A 20,961-nucleotide genomic window follows, 5' to 3' on the forward strand; every position below is an offset into this window, starting at 1 on the left:
CGACATGACGACCGCCGTCGCGCTTCCCCCGCCGGCGGCCCCCGCGCGCCCGCCGCTCTCGGCGCGGGCGGTGGAGGCGATCCCGAAGGTCCTGTTCTGGATCTATTTCCTCGCCTTCTTCGTCTATCTCTTCGCGCCGCTCGTGGTGATGAGCGCCGCCGCCTTCAACACGAGCCGCTTCCCGACCGTCACGCCCTGGCTCGGGACGACGACCGACTGGTTCGCCGAGATGGCGGACGATACCGCCATGTGGCGGGCGCTGGGGACCTCCGCCCTCGTCGCGCTCGGCGTCGTCGCCATCGCCGTGCCGGTCGGCACGGCCGCCGCGCTCGTGCTGACGAGCCTGCACGCGCGGGCGCGCTCCTTTCTCTACGCGCTGATGGTCTCGCCGCTGCTCACGCCCGGCGTCGTCATCGGCATCGCGACCCTGATCCTGTGGCGCCCGCTCGGCGTCGGCGGCGGGCTCCTGCTGATCGTGCTCGCCCAGGCGAGCTTCATCTCGGCCTACGTCATGCTGATGGTCGCCGCGCGCCTCCAGCGCTTCGACCGCACGCTGGAGGAGGCCGCGCTCGGGCTCGGCGCCTCGAAGCCCATGGTCTTCCGGCGCGTGATCCTGCCCTTCCTCAAGCCCGCGCTCCTCGCCGCGGCCCTGATCGCGACGCTCCAGAGCATCGAGAACTACAATACGACGCTGTTCGTGCGCGGCTTCGAGACGCCGCTGACCGTCTACATCGCCACCAAGGTACGCACCGGCCTCACCCCCGCGGTCAACGCGCTGGCGCTGGTCATGATCGCGATCACCGTTCTGGGCGCGGTCGGCTGGGAGATCGCCCGGCGGCTCGAGGCGCGCCGGGCGGGGAAGGCGGGGTGAGCCGCCTCAGCGCAGCCGCTCGTCGAGGAACGTCAGCATCTCGTTCCAGGACTGGAGATCGGCCTGCGGGTCGTAGCCCGTGGCCTGGCTCTGCGGGGTGCCCCACACCGTGAAGGCGTGCTTCGCCCCGCCGTAGATCTCCATGCGGTAGTCGATTCCGGCCCCGTCCATCGCCTCGGCCAGCGAGGCGACCTGCGTCATCGGCGCGACGGGATCGTTCGAGCCGTGCAGGATGAGGATGTCGCCGGCGACCGCGTCCCAGGAGGCGCCCTCCGGCGTCTCGAGGCCGCCGTGGAAGCTCACGAAGCCCTCGAGATCCGCGCCCGCGCGGGCGAACTCGAGCGCGGCCGCGCCACCGAAGCAATAGCCGATCGCCGCGGCCCGCGCGCCGTCGACGCCTGCCTGGGCCCGCGCCGCCTCGAGCCCGGCCATGAGCCGCGCGCGCATGGCCTCGCGGTCTTCGTAGAGCGCGCCCGAGCGGGCCTGCTTCTCCTCCGTCGTCTCGGGCCGCACGCCCTGGCCGTAGAGATCCACCGCGAAGGCCGCGAAGCCGAGCTCGGCCAGCATCTGGGCGCGGCGGCGCTCGTAGTCGCCGAGCCCGTCCCAATCGTGGATCACGACGACGAGGGGGCGCGCCTCCTCGTAGCCCTCGTTCACCGCGACGAAGCCTTCGTAGGACGCGCCGTCGACCTCGTAGACGACGGTCTCGGCGCGGATCTGGGCGTCGGCGGCGCCGGCGGTCAGGGCGAGGGCGGCGCTCGCGCCGAGGAGGGCGAGGGGCGATCGGAACATGGGCGTTTCTCCCGTCGAGTTTCGTGGATTGACGTGACCTAGCGCGAACGCCCGGCGCGTCCAGGCAGTCGGCCAGATCACGCACGCGTGATCGCGATGTGATCGAAAGGTTTAAACCGGTCGCCCCGCCGCTGCGTATCTGACGCAAAACAAGAACAATATCCCCCACATCTCCCGATTAGCCAACAAAGATGAGGAAAGCCATGCGTTTTCTCAAGACGATGACGGCTGCCGTCGCGGCTCTGTTCATGACGGTCTCGGTCTCCAAGGCGCAGGACATCGTCGATACCGCCGTTGCGGCCGACGGTTTCGAGACGCTCGTCGCCGCCGTGCAGGCGGCCGAGCTCGTCGACACGCTCAAGGGCGAGGGCCCGTTCACCGTGTTCGCGCCCACCGACGAGGCCTTCGCGGCGCTCCCCGAGGGCACGGTCGAGAGCCTGCTCCAGCCGGAGAACCGCGACCAGCTCGTCGCCGTGCTGACCTACCACGTGCTCCCGGGCAAGGTGATGTCCACCGACATCGCCGGCCAGGAGGTCTCCCCCGAGACCGTGCAGGGCCAGACCCTGACGGTCGACGCGACCGGCGATTCGGTGATGGTGAACGACGCCACGGTCGTTCAGGCCGACATCGAGGCCTCCAACGGCGTCATCCACGTCATCGACATGGTGCTCATCCCCGAGTGAGGGATCCCGCCACGATCGACACGCCCGCCGTCCGCGCGACCTCTCGCGCGGGCGGCTCGCGTTTCGGGGCCGTGCGCGCAGCGCCGGGCGGATGCGCGCGAAGACGCCTTCCGCCCGCCGCCCGTGCGCCGTAAACGGGGCTTTTCCCCCGGAGCGGACCGGACGTGAGCCTCGAGATCCTCCTGATCGTCTTTCTCGCGCTGGGCCTCGGCGGCGCCGTCAAGGGCGCCATCGGGCTCGGGCTGCCGATCGTCGCCATCCCCGTGCTCGCCGCCTTCCTCGGCGTGCCGCACGCGCTCGCGATCATGATGACGCCGCTCGCCGTCACCAATGCCTGGCAGATCTGGCATTATCGGCACGCGCGCGGCGATCAGCCCTTCCTCGCCCCGCTCGTCGTCTCCGGCCTCGTCGGCATCGCGCTCGGAACCTGGGCGCTGACCGAGCTCCCCGCCGAGGCGCTGGCCCTGACGCTCGCGACCCTCGTCACGGTCTACATCGTGCTCACGCTCGCGAAGCCGCACATCGCGCTTTCGCCCAAGCGCGGCCGCCGGCTCGCGCCGGGGGTCGGCTTCGTCGGCGGCGTGCTGCAGGGCGCGACGGGCATCTCCGCGCCGGTGACGGTGACGTTCATGCACGCGCTCCGGCTCGAGCGCCCGCCCTTCATCTTCGCCGTGTCGGTGATGTTCCTGTCGTGGGCGCTCGTCCAGTCGGCCTCGCTCGCGATCGCCGGCGTGCTCACGCCCTTCCGGCTCGTCGAGGGGCTCGTCGCGCTGGTCCCGATCGCGCTCGGTATGCGTGTCGGCAACTGGCTCGCCGGCAAGCTTTCGCGCAAGGCCTTCGAGCGGATCATCATCGGCATCCTCGCGGTGATGGCGCTGCGGCTGTTCCAGACCGGCCTCGGGCTCTGAGAGGCCCGCGACACGGTCGCCCCTCGCCAGAGGCGAGCGAATCGGCGAGAAGAGGCAGAACGGGACGCGAACGGAGGCGCGCGGTGACGGCTTTGGCGGCGAGCGAGGGCAGGGACGTGCGCCCGACGGAGATCTCGGTCGGCGCCTTGGCGCTCGTGCTCGACCGCGAGGGCGTCGCCTACGCGCCGGACCATCGGGCGCTCCTCGTCGCCGACCTCCATCTGGAGAAGGGGTCCTCGCGCGCCCGGCGCGGCTTCCTGCTGCCGCCCTACGACACGCGCGAGACCCTGGAGCGGCTCGCGCGCGTGGTCGCGGCTTACGACCCGGCGCGGGTGATCGCGCTCGGCGACAGCTTCCACGACGTCGGCGGGCCGGATCGGCTGGGCGATGAGGAGCGCGCGGCGCTCGCCGCTCTGCAGGCGGGGCGGGACTGGCTCTGGCTCACCGGCAATCACGACGAGACGCTTCCCGCCGCCGTCGGCGGGGCGGTCGCCGAGACCTGCGATCTCGACGGGACGACGCTGCGCCACGAGCCCGGCGCCGGCGCGCCGCCGGAGATCGCGGGCCATCTCCACCCCGTGGCGAAGGTGCGCCTGCGCGGCCGCGCGGTGCGCGCCCGCTGCTTCGCCACCGACGGCGCCCGCCTCGTCATGCCCGCCTTCGGGGCCTATGCGGGCGGCCTCAACGTCTGCGACGCCGCCTTCGCCCCGCTCTTCGCCGGCGGCTTCACCGCCCATGTCGCGGGCCGTGACCGGCTCTACGCCGTGGATTCGCGGGTGCTGTGCGGGGATTGAGGGTTCAAGCCCGCGCCCCCGACCTGAGCAGCGTGTAGTCGATCGCGTCCGTCAGCGCCTCGAAGGAGGCGTCGATGATGTTGGGCGAGACGCCCACCGTGGTGAAGCGCGTCCCCGCGCCGTCGCGGAACTCCACCAGCACGCGGGTGGCGGCGTCGGTGCCGCCCTGGAAGATGCGCACCTTGAAGTCGATGAGCTCGAGCCCGGCGATCCGCTCCTGGTAGCGGCCGAGATCCTTGCGCAGCGCCACGTCGAGCGCGTTGACCGGGCCGTTGCCCTCCGCCGCCGAGATCAGCACCTCGTCGCCGACGCGCACCTTGACGATGGCCTCCGCCACCGTGGTGAGCTCGCCGCGCGCGTTCCAGCGCCGCTCGACGTTGACCGAATAGCGCTCGACCTCGAAGAAGGCCGGCACCTCGCCCATCACGCGCTTGACGAGGAGATAGAACGAGGCGTCCGCGCCCTCGTAGGCGTAGCCGAGGGCCTCCTTCTCCTTGAGCACGGAGAGCATGCGGTTCAGCCGCGGGTCGTCCTTGCCGAGATCGACGCCGATGCGCTCGAGCTCGGCGCGCAGGTTCGACTTGCCGCCCTGGTCGGAGACCAGCACCCGGCGCAGGTTGCCGACACGCTCCGGCTCGACGTGCTCGTAGGTCTTCGGGTCCTTGAGCACCGCGGACGCGTGGATGCCGGCCTTGGTGGCGAAGGCGCTCGCGCCGACATACGGCGCGTGGCGGTTCGGCTGGCGGTTGAGCAGCTCGTCGATCGCCCGCGACACCGGCGTGAGGCGCGCCAGCGCCTCGGGCGAGACGCCGGTCGTGTAGCGCCCGGCGAAATGGGGCTTCAAGGCCAGCGTGCCGATGAGCGTCACGAGGTTGGCGTTGCCGCAGCGCTCTCCGAGCCCGTTCAGGGTGCCTTGGATCTGGCGCGCGCCCGCCTCGATCGCGGCGAGCGAGTTGGCGACGGCGCAGCCGCAATCGTCGTGGGCGTGGATGCCGAGCCTTTCGCCCGGCACCACCTCCGCCACGCGCGCCACGATGGCGCCGACCTCGCCGGGCAGCGTGCCGCCGTTGGTGTCGCAGAGCACGACCCAGCGCGCGCCGGCCTCGTAGGCCGTGCGGGCGCAGGCGAGGGCGTAGTCCGGGTTCGCCTTGAAGCCGTCGAAGAAATGCTCGCAATCGACCATCGCCTCGCGCCCGCGGGCGACCGCCGCCTCGACGCTCTCGCGGATCGAGGCGAGGTTCTCCTCGGGCTCGATCTCGAGGGCGACGCGCACGTGATAGTCCCAGGCCTTGGCGACGTAGCAGATCGCGTCGCACTCCGCGTCGAGGAGCGCGGCGACGCCGGGATCGTTCGCGGCCGAGCGGCCGGCGCGCTTCGTCATGCCGAAAGCGGTGAAGCGGGCGGCTCGTGTGCGCTTCTCGCGGAAGAACTCGGTGTCGAGCGGGTTCGCGCCGGGATAGCCGCCCTCGACGTAGTCGATGCCCAGCGCGTCGAGATGGCCGGCGATGGCGATCTTGTCCGCCAGCGAGAAGTCGACGCCCGTGGTTTGGGCGCCGTCGCGAAGCGTGGTGTCGAACAGGTGGATACGCGCGCTCATGACGGTTTTCCCCGGGGTGTTTCCTCGCCGCCTTTCGGCGGCTCCATCGCCTTGGTCATCGTGGTGTTGGCGAGCCATTGGCCCGCACGGTGGACGGTGTTGCGCTGCTGCGGAGCGTAGCCGCGGTCCATGAAGAAGGGCAGGGCGGTGTCGGAGGCCTGGACGGCGAGAGTCCTCGCGCCCCGCGCGGCGGCGAGCTTCTCCAGCGCGTCGCAGAGCGTCGTCGCGACCCCGCGCCCGGCCATGTCCGGGGCGACGTAGAGCATGTCGATGGTCACGCCGCCCTCGAGCGAGGCGAAGCCGACGACCTCGCCGTCTTCCACCGCGACCAGGGTCAGCGCCTTGCCGAGGCGCGCCGCGAAGGCCTCGACGTCGTCGGCCGTCGAGGCCCAGGCCTCCTGCTGCGCGACGTCGTAATCCTCGCCGGTGAGCGCCTCGATGGCGTCGCGGAAGATCTGCGCGCAGACGGGCGCGTCCTCGGGCAGGTAGGGCCGCAGGCCGACGGGCGGGGGGCGGGTCATGCGGGGCTCCTCGCGCCGAAGCCGGGACGCGATTGTCCTTCCCTGTAGGGGAAGGTGTCTCGGCGAAGCCGAGACGGATGGGGCGCGCGGCACGCGCGTTCGGCGAAGCCGAAATCGACGGTCGGGACGGACGCCGCCGGCGCTCCCGCTTCGCGGAACGCGTCGCTTCGCGCCGCGCCCCATCCGTCACGCCGCTGCGCGGCGCGCCACCTTCCCCTACAGGGAAGGAGGGCCGTGGCGTCGCTCTCCACGACGTACCAGAGAGCCTGCATCGAGCCCTCCATCGACCTCATCGCGCCGGCTCCCACGTCGTGCCCTCCTTCGAGTCCTTCACCGTCACGCCCATGTCGGCGAGAACGTCGCGGAGGCGGTCGCTCGCGGCCCAGTTCTTCGCCGCGCGGGCGGCGGCGCGCTCGGCGATCAGGGCCTCGACGGCGGCGACGTCGATCTCGGCCGTCGAGCGGACGAGCGCCGCGGGGTCGCCGGAGAAGCCCATCAGCGCCAGCGCGGCGCCGCGCGCGCCGGGCTCGGAATGGTGGAGCGCGGCGATGGCGGCGGGCGTGTTGAGGTCGTCGCAGAGCGCGGCGACCACCGCCGGGTCCGGCGCGGCGTCGGGCGCGCCGGCCTCGCCGTACCAGCGATGCAGGTTGCGCTCGGCCTCCTCGAGCGCCCGATGCGTCCAGTCGATCGGCTGGCGGTAATGCGTCTTCAGCATGGCGAGGCGCGCGACCTCGCCCGGCCAGTCCGCCAGGACGTCGGCGATCGTCACGAAGTTGCCGAGCGACTTCGACATCTTCTCTCCCTCGACCTGCAGGAAGCCGTTGTGCATCCAGACATTGGCCATGCGCGGGATGCCGAAGGCGCAGCAGGTCTGGGCGATCTCGTTCTCGTGGTGGGGGAAGACGAGGTCGATGCCGCCGCCGTGGATGTCGAACATCTCGGCCTGCGGGTCGTCGCAGGCCAGCGCGCCCGCGAAGGGCGCGACGAGGTGCTTCCACGCCATCGCCGAGCACTCGATGTGCCAGCCCGGCCGCCCGAGCCCCTCGATGCCGGCCGGCGAGGGCCAGCCCGGCTCGTCCGCGGCGGAGGGCTTCCAGAGCACGAAATCCATCTCGTCGCGCTTGTAGGAGGCGACGTCGACCCGCGCGCCGGCGAGCATCTCGTCGAGGGAGCGGCGCGCCAGCGAGCCGTAGCGCGGCGCGTTCGGCAACCGGTCCATGGCGGAAACCGAGAACAGCACGTGCCCGTCCGCGACATAGGCGACGCCGCGGGCGACGAGGCGCTCGATGATGTCGCGCATCTCGGCGATGTGCTCGGTGGCGCGCGGCTCGACGGTCGGCGGCAGGTTGCCGAGCGCGGCCGCGTCCGCCTTGAAGCGCGCCTCGGTCGCTTCCGTCACCCGGCGGATGGCGTCGTTGAGCGGCAGGCCGGGAAAGTCGCGGGCGGCGCGGGCGTTGATCTTGTCGTCGACGTCCGTGATGTTGCGCACGTAGACGACGTGCTCCGGCCCGTAGAGGTGCCGCAGGAGCCGGAACAGCACGTCGAAGACGATCAGCGGGCGCGCGTTGCCGATATGCGCGAAGTCGTAGACCGTGGGGCCGCAGACGTACATCCGCACCCGCGCGGGATCGAGCGGCCGGAACGGCGCCTTCTCGCGCGTCAGCGTGCTGTACAGGACGAGCCCGCTCCCGGCGGACCCGCGATCCTCGACCTTTTCTTCGGTCATGCGACCTCCTCCGCGCCCGCCGGCTCGAGGAGATGTCAGATGTCGGATGAGGACGTGACGGCTCCGGCCAGCGGGTGAACGCTAGCGACAAATGGAAATGGCGATGGTGCGCGCCGTCTGCATGGGTCCTGATTGCCTTTTTCCGCGGAATCAGTCAAGACGCCGCCGCCGCTCGATTTCGCGACACGGACGCCCCCCGGTTCTCAACCAATCGGAAAGGCCGGCGCGCATAGGGTGCGGGCTTACGTCGAATCTGAATCGGATTGTCGTCGAATGCGTCGCGTGGTTGCCCTTCTCGCGTTCGCGGCCCTCTCGGCCGCGCTGTCGTTCTCGTTCATGCTGCTCCCGTCCGACACCTCGCGCGCCGCCGCGGATGCCGGCGAGTTCCGCATTCCGGCGGTCGACGGCTACGGCGCGACGAGCTGCCTCGCGGAGGGCGAGGCCTGCGGTGCGGTGGTCGCCCGGTCCTGGTGCGAGGCCCACGGCTTCACCCGCGTCGTGCGCTTCGGCGCCGTCGAGGACGGTCACGTCGCGATCTCCTGCGCGCCCTGATCGAGGGGCGCTTGCGTCGGGCGCAACCCGTCTGCGCGCGCCCGCGGGGGTGATTTACGTGGGCGAGCCGCCATATAAGGGCGGCACCTTTTCACCTCTCGAAGTCGCCGCATGCCCCCGAGAACACAAGGCCCCGCCGTCGCCGGCGGGGACGAAGCCAGCCTGATCGGAACCTTCGGACGCCTGTGGCCGCATCTGTGGCCGCACGGTCGCGTCGACCTGCAGCGGCGCATCTTCCTCGCCTTCGCCCTGCTCGTCGCGGCCAAGGGCGTGACCATGCTCACGCCGTTCACCTTCAAATGGGCGACCGACGCGCTGGTGGCGGTCACCGGCGCCTCCGACGCGACCGAGATCCCCTTCGGCCCCGCCTGGGCCTGGCTGTTCGGCGCGCCGATCCTGCTCACCGTGCTCTACGGCCTCACCCGCATCCTGATGGCGGCGCTGACCCAGCTGCGCGACGGCGTCTTCGCCAAGGTGGCGATGCATGCGGTGCGCAAGATGGCCTCGCAGCTGTTCTCGCACCTGCATCACCTGTCGCTGCGCTTTCACCTCGAGCGCAAGACCGGTGGCCTCACCCGCGTGCTGGAGCGCGGCCGGTCGGGCATCGAGGACCTGACGCGGCTGATGATCCTCACCCTGATCCCGACGATCATCGAGCTCGTGCTCGTGCTCGGGATCCTGGCCTGGCAGTTCGACCTCTCCTACTCGGCCGTCGTGCTGGTGATGGTGGTGGCCTATCTCGCCTTCACCTACTACGCCACCAAATGGCGCATCGCCATCCGCAAGCGGATGAACGAGAGCGACACGGACGCCAACACCAAGGCCATCGACGCGCTGCTCAATTTCGAGACGGTGAAGTATTTCGGCGCGGAACGGCGGGAGATGGAGCGCTACGATCGCTCCATGGAGCGCTACGAGCGCGCCTCGGTGCAGACCTACACCTCGCTCGCCTTCCTCAACGCCGGCCAGGCGGCGATCTTCACGATCGGCATGACCACGGTGATGATCTTCGCCGTGATGGACATCATGGCGGGGAACGCCACGATCGGCGATTTCGTGCTGGTCAACTCGATGCTGATCCAGCTCTTCATTCCGCTCAACTTCATGGGCATGGTCTATCGCGAGATCAAGCAGGCGCTCATCGACATCTCCGACATGTTCGGCATCCTCGACCGCGATCCGGAGATCCAGGACCGCCCCGGCGCGACGCCGCTGCGCGTCGAGAAGGGCGTCGTCGCCTTCGAGGACGTGCGCTTTTCGTACAATCCGGACCGGCCGATCCTGAAGGGCATCTCCTTCGAGGTCCCCGCGGGCCGGACCATCGCCATCGTCGGCCCTTCCGGCGCCGGCAAGTCCACGATCTCGCGCCTCCTGTTCCGGTTCTACGAGCCGCAGGGCGGGCGCGTGCTGATCGACGGGCAGGACGTCGCCGAAATCACGCAGGAGAGCCTGCGCTCGGCGATCGGCATGGTCCCGCAGGACACGGTCCTGTTCAACGACACGATCGGCTACAACATCCGCTACGGCCGCTGGGACGCCACCGACGAGGAGGTGCGCGAGGCCGCCCGCCTCGCCCAGATCGATCGGTTCATCGAGAGCCTGCCCGAGGGCTACGACACGCCGGTGGGCGAGCGCGGCCTCAAGCTGTCGGGCGGCGAGAAGCAGCGCGTCGCCATCGCCCGCACGATCCTCAAGAGCCCGCCGATCCTGCTCCTCGACGAGGCGACCTCGGCGCTCGATTCCTTCACCGAGAAGGAGATCCAGGACGCGCTCGACCGGGTGAGCCGCGGGCGCACGACCCTCGTCATCGCCCACCGGCTGTCGACGGTCGTCGGCGCCGACGAGATCATCGTGCTCGACAAGGGCGAGATCGTCGAGCGCGGCTCGCACGCCCAGCTGCTGTCCGCGGAGGGCGTCTACGCCGCCATGTGGAACCGCCAGCGTGAGGCCGACGAGGCCCGCCAGCTGCTCAAGCGGGCCGAGGACGAGCGCGCGGACTCGCTCAGGGTGGCGATCGGCGAGTGAGGCGGCGCGGGGCGGGCCGGGCCGCGGTGCCCAGCACGAGCCAGGTCCAGCGCACGCCGGCCGCGCGGGCGTCGGCCTGCAAGGCAGGGCGCTCGTCCCGATAGGTCGCCCGCAGGCCCGCGGCTTCGGCGCACGCGATCGTCTCCGCCGGATCGATCGGAAAGGTCGCGCGGTCCGCGGGCGCCGGACCGTGCCGCAACGCGAGCAGGAGCGCGCCATCCGGGGCGAGCAGGCGTGCGAGAGTCTCCATCGCCGGGCCGCGATCGCGCGGCGCCAGATGCTGCCAGACGCCGACGACGAGGACGAGGTCGAAGGTCTCTGCGCGCGCCAGGACCCGCGGCAGCCCGGGCAGAAGGTCGTCCTCCCATGCGACGGGACCGTCGACGTGGCGCGCCGCGCCGGCGCGCCGGAACGCCGCCGCCGGCTCGACGGCGAGCGCCGTCCAGCCGCGCGCCGCGAAGAAGGCGGCGTCCCGTCCCGTGCCCGCGCCGACATCGAGGAGCCGACCCGGCCCGGCGGGCAGATGCCGAAGGTGCGGAGCATGGAGCTCCGCGGCCGAAATCGTGTCGTAGCGCGCGATCAGCGCAGCCGCCGCCGCTTCGTAGCCGGCGACCGCCTCGGAGCGATCCGCCGCGGCTCGGCTCATCCCCCCGTCACGCTCATGTGCCGTCCCACCGCCGGGCGGTTCACCCGTCGGTCGATGACGAAGTCGTGGCCCTTGGGCTTGCGGAGGATGGCGTCGCGGATGGCCTGGGCGACGGGCTCGTCGCTCTCCGAGCGGCGCAGCGGCGTGCGCAGGTCGGCGGCGTCCTCCTGGCCGAGGCACATGTAGAGCGTGCCCGTGCAGGTGAGGCGCACGCGGTTGCAGCTCTCGCAGAAATTATGGGTCATCGGCGTGATGAAGCCGAGCCGCCCGCCGGTCTCCTCGACCTTCACGTAGCGCGCCGGGCCGCCGGTGCGATCGGGCAGGTCGGTGAGCGTGTAGCGGTCCATCAGCCGGGCGCGCACCTGCGAGAGCGGCAGGAACTGGTCGATGCGGTCGGGCTCGATCTCGCCGAGCGGCATCACCTCGATCAGCGTCAGGTCCATGCCGCGACCGTGCGCCCAGTCCAGCATGGGCTCGATCTCGTCCTCGTTGACGCCCTTGAGCGCCACCGCGTTGATCTTGACCGACAGGCCCGCCGCCTGGGCGGCGTCGAGGCCGGCCATCACCTTGCCGAGGTCGCCCCAACGCGTGATCGTGCGGAACTTGTCCGGGTCGAGCGTGTCCATCGAGACGTTGACGCGCTTCACGCCGACCGCGGCGAGCTCGGCCGCGTGGCGGGCGAGCTGCGAGCCGTTGGTGGTGACCGTCAGCTCCTCCAGCGCTCCGCTGTCGAGGTGGCGCCCGAGGCTGCGGAAGAGGGTCATGATGTCCCTGCGCACGAGCGGCTCGCCGCCGGTGATGCGCAGCTTGCGCACCCCGTGGCGGACGAAGACCGTGCACAGCCGGTCGAGCTCCTCGAGGGTGAGCAGGTCGCGCTTGGGCAGGAAGGTCATGTCCTCGGACATGCAGTAGACGCAGCGGAAATCGCAGCGATCCGTGACCGAGACGCGCAGATAGGAAATCGCCCGCCCGAAGGGGTCGATCATCGGCGCGCCCGCGGCGGCGCCGTCCTGCGGCGTTCCCGGCAGCTCGATCCGATCGCCTGCGCTCATCGCTCGTTCTCCACTCCCGTCACGAGGCGCGTTCCGTGCGCCTTCATTAGCCTGCGCGGCCCGTCCGCGCTATATGGGCGCGCGAGGATGGAAGAGAAGCCGCGCGGCGTCAACGCATGCGCGCGGCGCGATGCGAAAGGCGTGAACGGATGGGCGCGACGGAAAAGGCGAATGCGGCGAATACCCCCTGGCCGACGGAGCTGCGGGTCTCGAAGGACCGGCGCACCCTGACGGCGATCTTCGACGACGGCGCGACGTTCGCCCTGCCGGCGGAGTACCTGCGGGTGACGAGCCCCTCGGCGGAGGTGCAGGGGCACTCCCCCTCCGAGCGCAAGACCGTGCCGGGCAAGATGGAGGTGATGATCATCGGCGTCGAGCCGGTGGGCAACTACGCCGTCAAGCTCGTCTTCGACGACATGCACGACACCGGCATCTACGGCTGGGACTACCTCCGCCGGCTCGGCGAGGAGCATGGCGAGCGCTGGAGCGAGTATCTCTCCGAGCTCGCGGCCAAGGGCCTCTCGCGGGAGCCCGCGCGGCGGCGGTGAGGGGGCGCGGGGGCGCCTCACCGGCGCGAGAACGAACGCGCCCGCCGCGCTGGAGGTACGCGCGGCGGGCGGGTCGGACCGGATGCGTGTCGTGCGGGACCGATCAGTTCGTCATCACGATCCGCGCGCCGACGCGGATGCGGTTGTACAGGTCGATCACGTCGTCGTTGGTCATCCGGACGCAGCCGGACGAGACCGCCTGGCCGATGGTCTGCGGCTCGTTGGAGCCGTGGATGCGCCAGAGCGTGTTGCCGATGTAGAGCGCGCGGGCCCCCAGCGGGTTCTCCGGGCCGCCGGCCATGAAGACGGGAAGCTCGGGCTGGCGACGGCGCATCGCCGCGGGCGGGCGCCAATCCGGCCACTCGGCCTTGCGGGTGATGCGATAGGAGCCGCGCCATCCGAAGCCCGGACGGCCGACGCCGACGCCGTAGCGGATCGCCTTGCCGCCCTCCTGGACGAGATAGAGCCGACGCTCGCTGTGGCTGATCACGATGGTGCCCGGAGCGTAGCGGGTGTCGTAGTCGACGACGCGCCGCGGGATCGGCGAGCCCTGGAACAAGCCGCCGCCGGGAGCGACGTCGCCGTTCAGGATCGCGGGGTTGAGCCATTCGGCCGACGCGCGCGTCGGCTGGAGGGCGATGACGCCGAGCGCGAGCGCGAACGTCATGGCCAAGGAGAGAACGAACCGCATGAGCCTCTGGTCCTTCGCTGTCACCGACTGCGGACGATACGCCCGTCCCGCGGCCTCCGTTCCGCCCCGCGCGCCGCGTCCGGACAGCGCCGGAGCGACGCCGGCTCGAACGGCGCCACGCGACAGCCTACGAAATGCCGCGGTCCGACCATAATCAGAATCCCGTGAATGGGGTGTTGCGCGTTCGACGCGGGAGGCGAAATTTTCCTGCGCGATTTCTCGGCGATTTCCCGCCGCGGCCCGCTTGACGCCGCCCGCGCGGCAGCCTATTGAACGCGCCTCGGAACGGGCGCGTAGCTCAGCGGGAGAGCATTCGCTTCACACGCGAAGGGTCACAGGTTCAATCCCTGTCGCGCCCACCATTCCGAGGCTTCCCTACGAGCGACGGCATGCGGGTTCCTCAACGCCCCGCCATCACCCGCGCCACCGCGTCGGCCAGCTCGTCGAAATGCTCGATCAGCAGGTCCGGACCGAGCTCGGCCACCGGCCGGTCGGTATAGCCGAAGGGCACCGCGATCACCGGCACGCCGGCGGCCTTGGCGGTCGTGATGTCGGTGAGGCTGTCGCCGATCATGACGCTGCGGGCGGCGTCGCCCCCCGCGCGATCGATCGTCAGCGTCAGGTGGCGGGGGTCCGGCTTGAAGAAGGGGAAGGTGTCCCGCCCGGCGATCGCGCGGAAGCGGCCGAGCACGCCGAGCGCCTCCAGCAGAAGCAGCGAGTGCCGCTCCGGCTTGTTGGTGCACACGGCGAGCCCGTAGCCCTCGGCCGAAAGCCGGTCCATGGCCTCGAGCGCGCCGGGATAGAGCCGCGTCTCGGTGCAGATGTTCGCCGCGTAGCGCTCGAGGAAGACCTCGAACAGCGCCTCCAGCTTCTCCGGCGCGAGCTCGGCCCCGGCGCGGGCGAAGCCGCGGGAGATCAGCGCGCGCGCGCCGGCCCCGATCAGCGCGCCGGCTTCCGAGGTCGGCATCGTCTCCATGCGCTCCTCCTCCAGCAGCTGGTTGAGGATGGCGATCAGGTCCTCGGCCGTGTCGGCCAGGGTGCCGTCGAGATCGAAGACGACGAGGGGGCTGTTCGGCATGATTCGCTCCGGTGAGGCTCTCCGCGCCGGGTATAGCGCGCGCGGCGACGCCCGTCAGTCGCGTCGGCGTTAACCGCTCGTCAACCATGACGGCGGACCTTGGGCGACGGGGGCCGTCCGCGATTCGCGCGGGCTCCCGACGATCGGGAGAGGATGATGATGCCGACGACCCTTCGCGCGCTCGCCGCCGCCTGCCTCGGCCTCGCCGGCGCGCTCGCCGCGGCGCCGGAGGTTCGCGCCTCGGCCTTCGAGTTCGTGCCCGCGCCGCAGACCGACCTGAACCGCCTCTACCGCATCGACCGCGTCACCGGCGAGGTCTCCTCCTGCCAGTACGCGCTCAAGGAAGGCACCGTCGGCGTGACGCTGTGCTTCGGTCCGGGGGAGGGCGCCGAGGCGCAGGAGCCCGGCGAGTACGGCCTCGTCTCCTCGCATCACGAGCGCGAGGGCGGCGTCTTCCGCGTCGACTACCGCACGGGCGAGATGAGCGTGTGCTACGTCTTCGAGGAGAAGGTCGTGTGCACGCCCCCCGAGACGGTCTCGCCCGTCGCCACGGCGGAGGCGCCCGCCACGCCCGATACGACCGGCTCGACGCAGTGAGGCGCGCACCCGCGCTTTCCCGAGACGCCTGACGCGTGTTAAGGACCCCGCTTCGAGACGCGGGGATCCGAGGCATGACCGTCGCACAGCATCGCTTCGCGCTCACGGGAGGACGCCCGTGAACGCCGACACTCTCAAGCGGGCCGCCGCGGCCCGGGCGTTGACGCTCGTCGAGGACGGGATGAAGCTCGGGCTCGGGACCGGCTCGACGGCCAAGCACTTCGTCTCGCTCCTCGGGGATCGCGTGCGCGGCGGGCTCGACGTGATCGCGGTGCCGACGTCCGAGGCCACCCGTGCGCAGGCCCAGGCCGAGGGCATTCGCCTCGCGACGCTCGACGAGTTTCCCGAGCTCGACCTCACGGTCGACGGCGCCGACGAGCTCAACGACGCCCTCGACCTGGTCAAGGGTGGAGGGGGCGCGCTCCTGCGCGAGAAGATCGTCGCCGCGGCCTCGCGCCGCATGATCGTCATCGCGGACGGCTCGAAGCGCGTGGCGCGCCTCGGCCGCTTCCCGCTTCCCATCGAGGTGGCGCCCTTCGGGCTCGAGGCGACGCGTCGCGCCGTCGCGCGGGCGATCGCGGTCGCGGGGGCGAGCGGGGAGCTTCGCCTCAGAAGCGCCACGGACAATGCGCCATACGTCACCGACGGCGGCCACTTCATCCTCGACGCCCATCTCGGGACGATCGAGGCCCCCGACGCCCTCGCCGCGGCGCTCGCCACCGTCCCCGGCGTGGTCGAGCACGGCCTCTTCCTCGGCCTCGCGACCGGCGCCGTCCTCGCCACGGAGGACGGCCTCGTCACGCTCGGCGACGTCTGATACCGACCATCCGAGAGAATATCGGAGCTGAACCGACCATGATTCGCACCCTCTTCGCCGCCTCGACGCTGGCCCTCGCGCTGATCGCCGGCGCCGGCGCGACGACCGGGGCTCGCGCCCAGACCGAGACGACGCCCGCCCAGCAGGCGCAGTTCTCCGAAAGCCACCTCGCGCTCGCCCGCGAGGTCGTCACCTCCTCGGGCCTTTCGCGCTCCTTCGAGGCGGTGATCCCGCAGATGCAGGAGGCGCTGCTGCGCCAGTACGGCCGCAATCCCGCGCTCGTGGACGACGTCACCGAGGTGATCCAGGACCTGCGGCCGGAGATGGATCTCCAGCGCCGCGCGATGGTGAACCGCGCCGCCCGCGTCATCGCGGCGCGCCTGTCGGAGCAGGAGCTGACGCAGATCGCCGCGTTCTTCGACACCGAAGCCGGCAAGCGCTACGTCGAGGTCCAGCCCGCCATCCTCGACGGGCTCATCTCGGAGATGCAGGTCTGGTCGCGCGAGCTCAACGAGTATCTGCAGATCCGGGTCCAGGCGGAGATGGTGGAGCGTCGCGAGGCGCAGGCGCAGCAGGGCGGCGCCCAGACGCAGCAGTGACCCGCGCGCGCCGTCGCGCCCGAACCGGGAAGGCAGCCCCATGAGCGACGATTTCGACCTCGACCTGTTCGTGATCGGGGGCGGCTCCGGCGGCGTGCGCGCCGCCCGCATCGCGGCCGGCTACGGCGCGCGGGTCGCCGTCGCCGAGGAATTCCGCTACGGCGGCACCTGCGTGATCCGCGGCTGCGTTCCCAAGAAGCTGATGGTTCTCGCCTCGCGCTTCACGGACGACTTCGCCGACGCCGCCGGCTACGGCTGGAGCGTCGGCGAGACCGCGTTCGACTGGCCGACGCTGATCGCCAACAAGGACAAGGAGATCGCCCGGCTCGAGGGCGTCTATCGCGGCAATCTCGAGAAGGCGGGCGTGCGGGTGCTCGACGGGCGCGCGGTGCTGGAGGGACCGCACGCGGTGCGCCTGCTCTCGACCGGCGAGGTCTTTCGTGCCCGCCACATCCTGATCGCCGTGGGCGCGCGCCCCTCGCTCGAGCCGATGATCCCGGGCGGCGAGCTGGGCATCACCTCGAACGAGATCTTCGACCTGAAGGAGCAGCCGAAGCGCATCCTCGTCGTCGGCGGCGGCTATATCGGCGTCGAGTTCGCGGGCATCTTCGCCGGGCTCGGCTCGACGGTGACGATGTCGCTGCGCGGCGACAAGCTGCTGCGCGGCTTCGACGAGGAGCTGCGCGACCGGCTCGGCGCGGCCTACGAGCGCAAGGGCGTGGCGCTCAAGTTCGGCACGACGCTCGAGCGGCTCGAGCGCGACGCCGACGGGGCCGTCGCCGCGACCTACGCCGACGGCTCGCGCGGGACCTACGACCAGGTGCTCGTGGCCACCGGCCGCAAGCCGAACACCGCCGATCTCGGGCTCGAGACGACCGGCGTCGCGCTCGACGACGGCGGCGCGATCGTCGTCGACGGCTATTCGCGTACGCTCTGCCCCTCGATCTGGGCGGTGGGCGACGTGACGAACCGCGCGGCGCTCACCCCGGTCGCGATCCGCGAGGGGCACGCCTTCGCCGACACGGTGTTCGGCGACAAGCCGACCATGGTCGACCACGAGATCATCCCCACCGCCGTGTTCTCGACCCCCGAGATCGGCACGGTCGGCTGCTCGGAGACGCTGGCGCGCCAGCGTGCGGGCGAGGTCGTGATCTACAAGACGGCCTTCCGCTCCATGCGCGCCACCCTGTCGGGCCGCGACGACCCGGTCTTCATGAAGCTCGTCGTCGACAAGACGAGCGACGTGGTGATGGGCGTCCACCTCTTCGGCCGCGACGCCGCCGAGATGATCCAGCTCGCCGGCATCGCCGTGATGATGGGCGCGACGAAGGCGGACTTCGACCGCACCATCGCGGTGCACCCCACGGCGGCGGAGGAGCTGGTGACGATGCGCACGCCGCACGTCGAGGTGAAGAAGGGGACGTCGGCGGGATAGGCGGGAGGCTCCCTCCGGACTTGTCGGCATATCGCGATCTCGAGGCGTAGAGCGCCGACGGACTCCCCTCTCCCTCGTGGAGACGGGCCGGGGGTGAGGGGCGTGCAGGTCTGTCTCGACGCCGATGCCGCACGGCGACAGCCGCGTCGATCCCGCCTCCGAACCGTCTCGCGCTGCATCGCGCCCCTCATCCGCCCCCTTCGGAGGCACCTTCTCCACGAGGGAGAAGGAAAGAACCGCGCCCTCCCTCCATCGTCCCACGCGCAACGATCTTGCGTGACGTCGCAGGCTACGGCAATCGCGCGTTAATCGCTCGCGTCCGCGGGCGGGTGCGTGTATAAGGCCGCTCCGTCGGGGATCGGCCCCGGCGGAGAACCGAGCCAGACGAGACACGACGCGACGCGCGCGATTTTCAGGAGTGAGGACGATGAGCGAGCGCTGGACGCCCGACAGCTGGAGGGGCAAGCCCATTCAGCAGGTTCCGGCCTATGAGGATGCCGACCAGCTGGCTTCCGTCGAGAGCCAGCTCGCGGGCTTTCCTCCGCTCGTCTTCGCGGGCGAGGCGCGCAAGCTGAAGCAGAACCTCGCGGCGGTGGCCCGCGGGGAGGCTTTCCTGCTCCAGGGCGGCGATTGCGCCGAGAGCTTCGCCGAGCATTCCGCCGACAACATCCGCGATTTCTTCCGCGTCTTCCTGCAGATGGCCGTCGTCCTCACCTTCGCGGGCTCGTGCCCGGTGGTGAAGGTCGGGCGCATCGCCGGCCAGTTCGCCAAGCCCCGCTCGTCCGACATCGAGACCGTCGGCGACGTGGCGCTGCCGAGCTACCGCGGCGACATCGTCAACGACATCGCCTTCACGCCCGACGGCCGCAAGCCCGATCCGGTGCGCCAGCTCGACGCCTACCGCCAGTCGGCGGCGACGCTGAACCTGCTGCGCGCCTTCGCGACCGGCGGCTTCGCCAACCTCGAGAACGCGCATCGCTGGATGCTCGGCTTCATCAAGGACAGCCCCCAGAGCGCGCGCTATGCCGACGTCGCCGAGCGCATCACCGAGGCGATCGCCTTCATGAAGGCGATCGGCATCGAGGCCGACCGGCATCCCGAGGTGAAGAACACCGATTTCTACACCAGCCACGAGGCGCTGCTGCTCGGCTACGAGCAGGCGCTGACCCGCGTCGACTCGACCTCGGGCGACTATTACGCCACGTCCGGGCACATGATCTGGATCGGCGACCGCACCCGCCAGCCGGACCACGCGCACGTGGAATACGCGCGCGGCGTGAGGAACCCGATCGGCCTCAAGTGCGGCCCCTCGCTGAAGGCGGACGAGCTGCTGCGCCTGATCGACCTCCTGAACCCGGCGGACGAGCCCGGGCGGCTGACGCTGATCTGTCGCTTCGGCGCGGACAAGGTGTTCGATCACCTGCCGGCGCTCGTGCGCGCCGTCAAGCGCGAGGGCCGCTCCGTCGTGTGGTCCTGCGACCCGATGCACGGCAACACGGTCAAGGCCGGCTCAGGCTACAAGACGCGGCCGTTCGACCAGATCATGCAGGAGGTGCGCAACTTCTTCGCCGTGCACCAGGCGGAGGGGACGCATGCGGGCGGCATCCACCTCGAGATGACGGGCAAGAACGTCACCGAATGCACCGGCGGCGCGCGCGCTCTGACCGATGCCGACCTGTCGGATCGCTACCACACCTATTGCGATCCGCGGCTCAATGCCGAGCAGGCGCTGGAGATCGCTTTCCTGACCGCCGAGCTGATCAAGCGCGAGCGCCAGGGGCGCGAGCGGCCGCAGGTCGAAGCGGCCGAGTGACGCGATCGAGGACCGGCGCCGCCTCTCGTCCGGGGCGGCGTCCGGACGGCGCCCGCTGCGCCTGCGGGCTCCGCACCGGTCGAGCCCCCCGCCTCGCCGAGATCGGTGGGAGGCCATAAAAAACGCCGCTGTCGAAGCGGCGCGAGATCGGGTCAGTCGTCGCGGTGGACGCGTTCGTTGCGCTCGTGGCGTTCCTGGGCCTCGAGCGAGAGCGTCGCGATGGGCCGGGCCTCGAGGCGCTTGAGCGAGATCGGCTCGCCCGTCTCCTCGCAATAGCCGTAGGAGCCGTCCTCGATGCGTGCGAGCGCCGCGTCGATCTTGGCGATGAGCTTGCGCTGACGATCCCGGGCGCGCAGCTCGATGGCGCGGTCCGTCTCCGAGGAGGCGCGGTCGGCGATGTCGGGGTGGTTCTCGTTCTCGCTCTGGAGGGTCGCGAGCGTCTCGCTCGATTCGCGAATGATGTCCTGCTTCCATTGGAGCAGCTTGCGTCGGAAGTACTCGCGCTGGCGCTCGTTCATGAAGGGTTCGTCCTCGGTGGGACGGTAGCCCTGGTCGATGATGGAATTCGACATGTTGGCCCTTCTCGCTGCCGCCGCGCCGTCGGGACCCGCCCCTCGGGCGCGGCTCCTTATACCGGAGCGGGTCCCCGGGGACAATCGCGAAAAGTGGACGGAAAATGGCGGCAATCCGGCCGTTTGCGGTGCAGCATGCCTGGCCGTGCGGCGTTCAACCGATTGGAGCCTCGAAAGTCGGCCGCCGGGGTCAGGAGTCTCGGTCGCCGGCCGCGCGACCCTCGCGGGCCGAAAGCTTGGCGATCTCGACCTCGGCGCGCAGCTCGATCTGGGCGAGGATCTCGTCGAGGCGCGGATCGCCGGTCGCCTCGCGTCTCTCTCCGAGACGCCGGGCGATTTGGGCGAGATCGTCGGGGGCGACCCGGCCGGAGAGGATCGCCGCCTTGAGCCGGTCGAGCCCGTCGAGCAGCTCCCGGCCGCGCTGGGCCGCGCGGCGGCGCCGCTCCTCGGGGTCCGGTTCGCCCTGGAGCGCGAGGATGGCGTCGAGGCTCGTCGTCGGTCCGACGGAGGCCGCACGCGGTCCGGCGGCGGCGCCCCCCTCGGCGCTCTCGCTGACGGAGAAGCCCGAGCCATCGGCGCGGCGCCGGGCGTTCGCGATGGACGCGATCGAGGCGCCCGGCTTGCTCTCGATACGCATGGGACCC

The 20,961-nt window shown here is 70.9% G+C and carries 22 protein-coding genes and 1 tRNA gene; 13 read left to right on the forward strand and 10 right to left on the reverse strand.

All coding sequences use genetic code 11. The features are described 5' to 3' along the window. Positions 1–4 precede the first annotated feature (4 nt). Entirely contained in the window at positions 5–871 is an 867-nt protein-coding gene (locus ABL310_RS06245) for an ABC transporter permease subunit (RefSeq protein WP_349370831.1), read from the forward strand. Positions 872–877: 6 nt separating this feature from the next. Here the strand turns inward: ABL310_RS06245 and ABL310_RS06250 are convergent, their stop codons facing one another. Beyond that, on the reverse strand, positions 878–1,663 hold the full coding sequence (locus tag ABL310_RS06250) for a dienelactone hydrolase family protein (protein WP_349370832.1): 786 nt from the start codon (positions 1,661–1,663) through the stop codon (positions 878–880). 248 nt (positions 1,664–1,911) lie between these two features. Between ABL310_RS06250 and ABL310_RS06255 the strand changes: the two genes are divergently transcribed. From ABL310_RS06255 to pdeM, 3 genes are all read left to right on the forward strand, one after another. Beyond that, on the forward strand, positions 1,912–2,346 hold the full coding sequence (locus ABL310_RS06255; protein ID WP_374730399.1) for a fasciclin domain-containing protein: 435 nt from the start codon (positions 1,912–1,914) through the stop codon (positions 2,344–2,346). A 164-nt stretch (positions 2,347–2,510) separates the two neighbouring features. Beyond that, entirely contained in the window at positions 2,511–3,254 is a 744-nt protein-coding gene (locus ABL310_RS06260; RefSeq protein WP_349370834.1) for a sulfite exporter TauE/SafE family protein, read from the forward strand. Between the two features lie 83 nt (positions 3,255–3,337). Then, positions 3,338–4,048, forward strand: a complete 711-nt coding sequence (pdeM, locus tag ABL310_RS06265) for a ligase-associated DNA damage response endonuclease PdeM (RefSeq protein WP_374730373.1) — start codon at positions 3,338–3,340, stop codon at positions 4,046–4,048. A 4-nt stretch (positions 4,049–4,052) separates the two neighbouring features. Here the strand turns inward: pdeM and cimA are convergent, their stop codons facing one another. From cimA to cysS, 3 genes are all read right to left on the reverse strand, one after another. Continuing rightward, positions 4,053–5,645, reverse strand: a complete 1,593-nt coding sequence (gene cimA, locus ABL310_RS06270; RefSeq protein ID WP_349370835.1) for a citramalate synthase — start codon at positions 5,643–5,645, stop codon at positions 4,053–4,055. Then, positions 5,642–6,166: a GNAT family N-acetyltransferase gene (locus tag ABL310_RS06275; RefSeq protein WP_349370836.1), complete on the reverse strand. Its 525-nt coding sequence runs from the start codon at positions 6,164–6,166 to the stop codon at positions 5,642–5,644. Before ABL310_RS06275 ends, cimA begins: the two co-directional genes overlap by 4 nt. 289 nt (positions 6,167–6,455) lie before the next feature. Beyond that, positions 6,456–7,892, reverse strand: coding sequence for a cysteine--tRNA ligase (cysS, locus tag ABL310_RS06280; protein WP_349370837.1), 1,437 nt, complete (start codon positions 7,890–7,892; stop codon positions 6,456–6,458). A 282-nt stretch (positions 7,893–8,174) separates the two neighbouring features. Here cysS and ABL310_RS06285 point away from each other — a divergent pair, with 282 nt between their 5' ends. Beyond that, a complete protein-coding gene (locus tag ABL310_RS06285; RefSeq protein ID WP_349370838.1) occupies positions 8,175–8,444 on the forward strand; it encodes a hypothetical protein in 270 nt (89 codons plus the stop codon). A gap of 111 nt (positions 8,445–8,555) precedes the next feature. Continuing rightward, on the forward strand, positions 8,556–10,469 hold the full coding sequence (locus ABL310_RS06290) for an ABC transporter ATP-binding protein/permease (protein ID WP_349370839.1): 1,914 nt from the start codon (positions 8,556–8,558) through the stop codon (positions 10,467–10,469). Here the strand turns inward: ABL310_RS06290 and ABL310_RS06295 are convergent. Further along, complete coding sequence (locus tag ABL310_RS06295) at positions 10,447–11,115, reverse strand: methyltransferase domain-containing protein (RefSeq protein WP_349370840.1); 669 nt, start codon at positions 11,113–11,115, stop codon at positions 10,447–10,449. The genes ABL310_RS06290 and ABL310_RS06295 overlap by 23 nt on opposite strands. Beyond that, positions 11,112–12,101: a GTP 3',8-cyclase MoaA gene (moaA, locus tag ABL310_RS06300; RefSeq protein WP_349372007.1), complete on the reverse strand. Its 990-nt coding sequence runs from the start codon at positions 12,099–12,101 to the stop codon at positions 11,112–11,114. The genes ABL310_RS06295 and moaA overlap by 4 nt, the downstream gene beginning before the upstream one ends. Positions 12,102–12,316: 215 nt before the next feature. Here moaA and ABL310_RS06305 point away from each other — a divergent pair, with 215 nt between their 5' ends. Next, positions 12,317–12,715, forward strand: coding sequence for a DUF971 domain-containing protein (locus ABL310_RS06305; protein WP_349370841.1), 399 nt, complete (start codon positions 12,317–12,319; stop codon positions 12,713–12,715). Positions 12,716–12,818: 103 nt separating this feature from the next. Here ABL310_RS06305 and ABL310_RS06310 read toward each other — a convergent pair whose 3' ends face one another. Beyond that, entirely contained in the window at positions 12,819–13,406 is a 588-nt protein-coding gene (locus ABL310_RS06310; RefSeq protein WP_349370842.1) for a L,D-transpeptidase, read from the reverse strand. 287 nt (positions 13,407–13,693) lie between these two features. Between ABL310_RS06310 and ABL310_RS06315 the strand changes: the two genes are divergently transcribed. Further along, positions 13,694–13,768: transfer RNA gene (locus tag ABL310_RS06315), tRNA-Val, on the forward strand. A gap of 38 nt (positions 13,769–13,806) precedes the next feature. Here ABL310_RS06315 and ABL310_RS06320 read toward each other — a convergent pair. Beyond that, entirely contained in the window at positions 13,807–14,484 is a 678-nt protein-coding gene (locus ABL310_RS06320; protein ID WP_349370843.1) for an HAD family hydrolase, read from the reverse strand. Positions 14,485–14,640: 156 nt separating this feature from the next. Here ABL310_RS06320 and ABL310_RS06325 point away from each other — a divergent pair, with 156 nt between their 5' ends. From ABL310_RS06325 to ABL310_RS06345, 5 genes are all read left to right on the forward strand, one after another. After that, positions 14,641–15,081 (forward strand): hypothetical protein, encoded by a 441-nt coding sequence (locus tag ABL310_RS06325; protein WP_349370844.1) that lies wholly within the window; start codon positions 14,641–14,643, stop codon positions 15,079–15,081. Positions 15,082–15,199: 118 nt separating this feature from the next. Beyond that, the gene (gene rpiA, locus ABL310_RS06330; protein WP_349370845.1) at positions 15,200–15,898 is read left to right on the forward strand and encodes a ribose-5-phosphate isomerase RpiA; all 699 of its coding nucleotides are present in this window, start codon (positions 15,200–15,202) and stop codon (positions 15,896–15,898) included. A gap of 38 nt (positions 15,899–15,936) precedes the next feature. Further along, positions 15,937–16,497: a DUF2059 domain-containing protein gene (locus ABL310_RS06335; protein ID WP_349370846.1), complete on the forward strand. Its 561-nt coding sequence runs from the start codon at positions 15,937–15,939 to the stop codon at positions 16,495–16,497. 40 nt (positions 16,498–16,537) lie between these two features. After that, complete coding sequence (gor, locus tag ABL310_RS06340; RefSeq protein ID WP_349370847.1) at positions 16,538–17,932, forward strand: glutathione-disulfide reductase; 1,395 nt, start codon at positions 16,538–16,540, stop codon at positions 17,930–17,932. 427 nt (positions 17,933–18,359) lie between these two features. Further along, entirely contained in the window at positions 18,360–19,745 is a 1,386-nt protein-coding gene (locus ABL310_RS06345; protein WP_349370848.1) for a class II 3-deoxy-7-phosphoheptulonate synthase, read from the forward strand. 152 nt (positions 19,746–19,897) lie between these two features. On the opposite strand, the gene dksA is transcribed toward ABL310_RS06345, so the two are convergent. Continuing rightward, on the reverse strand, positions 19,898–20,317 hold the full coding sequence (gene dksA / locus ABL310_RS06350) for an RNA polymerase-binding protein DksA (RefSeq protein WP_349370849.1): 420 nt from the start codon (positions 20,315–20,317) through the stop codon (positions 19,898–19,900). 190 nt (positions 20,318–20,507) lie between these two features. After that, positions 20,508–20,954, reverse strand: coding sequence for a flagellar assembly protein FliX (locus ABL310_RS06355; RefSeq protein ID WP_349370850.1), 447 nt, complete (start codon positions 20,952–20,954; stop codon positions 20,508–20,510). Between the last annotated feature and the right edge of the window lie 7 nt (positions 20,955–20,961).

Source organism: Salinarimonas sp. (assembly GCF_040111675.1).
GTDB lineage: Bacteria > Pseudomonadota > Alphaproteobacteria > Rhizobiales > Beijerinckiaceae > Salinarimonas.